Below are 5,395 nucleotides of genomic sequence, written 5' to 3' on the forward strand. Positions count from 1 at the left end.
ATCGGCCTCCCCCCTGTTGCCGATCCTCCCCGAACTACGGGGCGGTCCACCCGGGCCGCCCCGTTTTTTTCTGCGCAGGCGCGCAGCCCCAAGCACGGCCGGCGGCGAGGTTGCCCACCTCCCCCACGTTCCCTAAGTGTTCACACGTGACTCAGCCGCAAACCCTTCCCGACGATCCACCCTACCTGCGCGGCCTCAACCCGCCGCAGCGCGAGGCGGTGCTGACCACCGAGGGGCCCGTCCTGGTCCTCGCCGGCGCGGGCACGGGCAAGACCGCCGCGCTCACCGCGCGGCTCGCCCACCTGCTCTACACCCGCAAGGCGTGGCCCTCCGAAATCCTGTCGGTCACCTTCACCAACAAGGCCGCGCGCGAGATGCGCGAGCGCGTGCGCAAGATCGTCGGCGACGTGGTCGAGGGGATGCCGTGGCTCGGCACGTTCCACGCGATCGGCGCGAAGATGCTGCGGTGGCATGCCGAGCTGGTCGGGCTGCACCCCAATTTCACCATCCTCGACACCGACGACCAACTGCGCCTGCTCAAGCAGCTCGTCCTCGCCGCCGACTTGGACGAAAAACGCTGGCCGGCGCGCAGCCTCGCCGGGCTGATCGACGAATGGAAGAACAAGGGCCTCGTCCCCGCCGACATCCAGGCGGGCGAGAGCGAGCGCTACGCAAACGGCCGCGGCGGCGAGCTCTACGCCGCGTATCAGGCGCGGCTGAAAGCGCTAAACGCATGCGATTTCGGCGACTTGCTGCTCCACATGCTGGTGATCCTGCGCACCCATCGCGAGGTGCTGGCGGAATACCAGCGCCGCTTCAAATACGTCATGGTCGACGAATATCAGGACACCAACAGCGTCCAGTATCTCTGGCTCCGGCTCCTTGCGCAGGAGCGCAAGAACCTGTGCTGCGTCGGCGACGACGACCAGTCGATCTATTCGTGGCGCGGTGCGCAGGTCGAGAACATCCTGAAGTTCGAGAAGGATTTTCCGGGCGCGAAGGTCATCCGGCTCGAACAGAATTACCGCTCCACCCCGCACATCCTCGCCGCCGCGAGCGGGGTAATCGCCAACAACAGCGGACGGCTCGGCAAGACGTTGTGGACCGAGGAGGCCGAGGGCGAGAAGGTCAAGGTGCTCGGCGTGTGGGACGGCCCCGAGGAAGCGCGCCGCGTCGGCGACGAGATCGAGGCCGCGCAACAAATCCGCGGCCAGAGCCTCGACACCATTGCCATCCTGGTCCGCGCGCAGCACCAGACCCGCGAGTTCGAGGACCGCTTCATCGCGATCGGCATGCCGTACCGCATCGTCGGCGGCTTCCGCTTCTACGAGCGCGCCGAAATCCGCGACGCGCTCGCGTATATGCGCGTCGTCGCGCAGCCCGCCGACGACCTCGCCTTCGAACGCATCGTCAACACGCCGAAGCGCGGGCTCGGCGACAAGGCGTTGGCGAAGGTCCACCAGCTCGCCCGCGCGGAGAGCATCCCGCTGACCACGGCCGCCGCGCGCATCCTCGACACCGACGAGCTGACCCCGCAGGCGCGCCGCGCGCTCGGCAACCTCGTCGCCGACATGGCGCGGTGGCGCAGCATGGCTGGCGAAATGCCCCACCCCGACCTCGCGCGCCAGATTCTCGACGAAAGCGGCTACACCGCGATGTACCAGGCCGAGAAATCGGCCGAAGCCGCCGGGCGTCTCGAAAACCTCACCGAACTCGTCCGCGCGATGGAGGAATACGAAAACCTCGCCGCGTTCCTCGAACACGTCTCCCTCGTGATGGACAATGAGGCGCAGGCCGACGAGGCCAAGGTGACGATCATGACGATCCACGCGGCCAAGGGCCTCGAATACGACACCGTGTTCCTGGTCGGGTGGGAGGAAGGGCTGTTCCCCAGCCAGCGCTCGCTCGACGAAGGCGGGCTAGCGTCATTGGAGGAGGAACGTCGCCTCGCCTATGTCGCGATTACGCGCGCACGGCGCCGCGCGACGATCCTCCACGCCGCCAACCGCCGCATCTACGGCCAATGGACGTCGAGCATCCCCAGCCGCTTCGTCGCCGAACTGCCCGACGCGCACATCGACAGCGAAAGCAGCATGGCCGGCGGCGAAAGCCTGTGGCGCGCCAATTGGAGCGAACGCGCCGACCCGTTCGCCGACGTCGCCCGCGGCACGGGGCGCGGCCCGGGATGGCAGCGCGCGGCGGGGGTCGATTTCGGCAAGCCCGGCGGCAGCTTCACCAGCCGCACCTTCTCGCGCGAACCGGCGCGCGTGGTCGAAGCGCGCGCAAGCGCGGTGAGCCTCGGCAACAAGGGCCGCGACGACGTGGCGATCGGGATGCGCGTGTTCCACCAGAAATTCGGTTACGGCACGATCGAGGAGATCGAGGGCAACAAGCTCGAGATCGAGTTCGAAGCGGCCGGGCGGAAGCGGGTGATGGATAGTTTTGTGACGGTGGGGTGAGAGCCAGCTGAGGAGGTCTTCTCAAGCCTTGACGTGCTTCGAGATATGCTTGTTCATTTCGAACATCGTCGCCCGATCCCGCCCGAAAATTTTCTTGAGCTTATCGTCGGCCAAAATCTCTCGCTTATTGGCGGGATTCTGCAGATTGTTCTTTTTAATGTGCTCCCACACTTTACTGATCACCTGACTGCGCGGCAGCGGCGCCGATCCGACGATCGCGCTCAATTCGGGCGAGGGCGTCACTGCCGCGTGAATACCACGCGCCGGAGCTAATCCCGTAAGCAGGTTCGGACCGGTCGCCCCGCTGTCGTCGATCTTGACGCCGTTCGCGCTGCTCACCACGAACCGGTCGAGCCGAGCAGGTGCTTGAGCTGGCTTCGCCAACCGGGCAACCTGTTTTCGCAACACCTTGGCCATGTCAAACCAACTCCAATTCGATTGTTCGCGTAGCCGCATTGACTCCAATGACGCGCATCGCGCAGTCGCGCGGCAAGATATACTCCTGCTCGGTAGCGTACTGGGAATATGGGGTTGCGTCCAACGCAATGCTACCGGCTGGAACCGTAATTTGATACATAAGTCCGCCCGGCGGGAACGCCGCAAAGCGTAATGCTACGGTACGCGACAGGCTAGTACTGACGAACGCAGGATCGCGCAAAATGGCTCCGGCACGAAGCCCGCTCGCGATGAGCAACGCTGCCGCATCGCCGTCGACGCCGCGAAAAAGAATCAGGTCGCTGCTTGTCATGCTTTTGGCGAGCGCACTGTCGATCAGCGCAATCTGCGTCCGCAGCTTCGGTGTTTCGGATTCATCGCCGCGCAAGGCCGCATTGATGGAATGATAGGCGGCACCGGAGTAGTCCCGCACCGTCTCAGCTTCCTCATCGGTCAACAAAGACGCCCCCTTCCAGATGCCAGCCTATCGGCGCCGCAACCGGCGTCCAGCAACGATTGCATTCGATCTGGAGGATTGCCAAGATCGCAAGCAACAAGCTCAGTTCGAAGCGACGGGGCGGAAGCGGGTGATGGATAGTTTTTGTAGCGGGATGAGATGATTTCACCGACAGACCTTGATGCCAAACTGTGGCCCGACGACAAATTTGACTGGTCTGGAACCCAGCAAGGTTTTTTCGGCCTAACCGACGACCGCTTTCATTATTTTGTCAGCAGGGAACTAATATCTGATAGCCCGGCTATAATTTCCGAACACCGTATTGCGATAACAGAATACTTAAAGAATTCTGGAAAAACTACTACCTATATAGACTCGGAGAGCATTCCGGAGATTTCTACTTTTCCAGTCCCAACAACACGCGACAAGCTGGATAGACTTCTAAAGTTACTCTACAAACGAAATAAGGAGAAGACGGACCATTTGCGCTTGTCCGATGGGATTAGCCACATTGTTTGGGATACCGCTGACGATCTTCGATCCAAGCTTTTTAATAGGATTGGCGCAACTATAGAATAGCTGCGTTGCAATTATGGCGGTTGCCGTCACCTCACCCCATCGCCAAACTAACCGCCACCAACAGCACCCACCCCTCCGCATAAGCCCGCCCGGCATTCCCGACCGCGCGCCCCCAGCCGCAGCGCAGCAGGCTGCGGAACCACAGCGGCTCGAGCACCAGGAACCACGCCACCGCGCCCAGCGCGAGGAACGCACCGACAAAATCCTTCCAATGTAGGATTTCGTCTGAAATACGCTGGTCGATGCACCCCGCGCTCGACCTCGATCCGATTCCCTTCGATCCCGTCCCCACCGCGCCGCGCCGCGACGGATGGACGCCGGCGCGGCAGCGCGCGTTTATCGACGCACTCGGCCGTTGCGGGATGGTCGGCGCCGCTGCGCGCGAAGTCGGGATGATGCCCAAATCCGCCTATCGGCTGCGTGCGCGCGCCGACGCGGAGAGCTTCGCCGCGGCATGGGACGTGGCGGTCGATCAGGGCCGCGCGGTCGGCATCGACACCGCGATCACGCGCGCGATGGACGGCGAGGCGGTGCCGGTCTTCTATCGCGGGCTGCAGGTCGGCGAGCGGCGGCGCTACGACAACCGGCTGCTGATCACCGCGCTGCGCCAATGGTCGCCCGATCGGGCGGCGAGTGGCCAAGTACTCGCCGATTTCCTCGGCTCGTCGCGTTCCGACCCATGACGGGGTATGACTTTCGTGACCTTCGCCGGTCCTGACCTGTACCCAACCCGACCAGCGCGTTCAGGAACCATGCCCGCGCTGGCTCGTATCACCGGGGCAGCCCTATTTCGGGCATGAGAGAGGATACTCCCCATGAAACGCTTTTTGATCGCCGCCGCCATGGCGGGCATGATGATGGGCGCCGCACCCGCGGTTGCTGCCCCCGTCGGGATCGCCGCGCCGCAGGACATGCGTAACGTCAGCCCCGACGACCGCCGCATGGATCGCCGTGACGATCGTCGCGATGATCGCCGCGCCGACCGCCGCGACGATCGCCGTGGCGACCGTAACTGGCGCGGCAACGGCAACCGCTGGGGCAACAACGGCTGGAACCGCGGCCGTCACAATGGCTGGCGCAACAATTGCCAGAACGTCCGTCGCCACCATCGCTGGGTGCGCGTCTGCAATCGTCGCTGATCGCGCATGAAAAAGGGGGCGGCCCGCAAGCCGCCCCCGATTTCCTCGCCAGCGCGACGCGTCAGACGGTCGCTTCGGTGAAGGTCGTGGTTTCGGGCTTGGGCAACCCGTTGGCGGTATAGTCCGCGACCAGCTCTTCCTTGCGCGCGCGGAGTTGCTCGCCCAGCGCGTCCATGTCGAGCCCGGCCTTGCGCGCCTGGCTGAACATGCCCTCCATCCGCGCTTCCTCTTCCTCGACATGGTGCTCGATCTGTTCGGACAGCACCTTGACCTTGGCGTCGTAATAATCGTCGTCCGGCCCGCCCGCCTCGATCTCCGCGATCAGC

General features: G+C 64.0%; 6 protein-coding genes and 1 pseudogene. 3 read left to right on the top strand and 4 right to left on the bottom strand.

The genetic code is table 11. The features are described from left to right. The first annotated feature begins 146 nt into the window (after positions 1-146). The gene (locus tag JWM94_RS10090; RefSeq protein WP_299425974.1) at positions 147-2,459 is read left to right on the top strand and encodes an ATP-dependent helicase; all 2,313 of its coding nucleotides are present in this window, start codon (positions 147-149) and stop codon (positions 2,457-2,459) included. A gap of 21 nt (positions 2,460-2,480) precedes the next feature. Here the strand turns inward: JWM94_RS10090 and JWM94_RS10095 are convergent, their stop codons facing one another. From JWM94_RS10095 to JWM94_RS10105, 3 genes are all read right to left on the bottom strand, one after another. Beyond that, complete coding sequence (locus JWM94_RS10095; RefSeq protein WP_299425984.1) at positions 2,481-2,744, bottom strand: SWIB/MDM2 domain-containing protein; 264 nt, start codon at positions 2,742-2,744, stop codon at positions 2,481-2,483. A gap of 133 nt (positions 2,745-2,877) precedes the next feature. Next, the gene (locus JWM94_RS10100; RefSeq protein ID WP_299425978.1) at positions 2,878-3,351 is read right to left on the bottom strand and encodes an ADP-ribosyltransferase; all 474 of its coding nucleotides are present in this window, start codon (positions 3,349-3,351) and stop codon (positions 2,878-2,880) included. A 610-nt stretch (positions 3,352-3,961) separates the two neighbouring features. Next, positions 3,962-4,102, bottom strand: coding sequence for a hypothetical protein (locus JWM94_RS10105; RefSeq protein ID WP_299425981.1), 141 nt, complete (start codon positions 4,100-4,102; stop codon positions 3,962-3,964). A gap of 70 nt (positions 4,103-4,172) precedes the next feature. Between JWM94_RS10105 and JWM94_RS10110 the strand changes: the two genes are divergently transcribed. Together JWM94_RS10110 and JWM94_RS10115 are read left to right on the top strand one after the other, a co-directional pair. Beyond that, positions 4,173-4,613, top strand: coding sequence for a hypothetical protein (locus tag JWM94_RS10110; protein ID WP_299425982.1), 441 nt, complete (start codon positions 4,173-4,175; stop codon positions 4,611-4,613). A gap of 132 nt (positions 4,614-4,745) precedes the next feature. Next, positions 4,746-5,069 (top strand): hypothetical protein, encoded by a 324-nt coding sequence (locus JWM94_RS10115; protein WP_299425983.1) that lies wholly within the window; start codon positions 4,746-4,748, stop codon positions 5,067-5,069. Positions 5,070-5,130: 61 nt separating this feature from the next. Here the strand turns inward: JWM94_RS10115 and JWM94_RS10120 are convergent. Further along, a pseudogene (locus JWM94_RS10120) lies at positions 5,131-5,395 on the bottom strand (hemerythrin domain-containing protein); the annotation flags it as partial.

The organism is Sphingomonas bacterium (genome assembly GCF_028289855.1).
Classification (GTDB): Bacteria; Pseudomonadota; Alphaproteobacteria; order Sphingomonadales; family Sphingomonadaceae; genus Sphingomonas.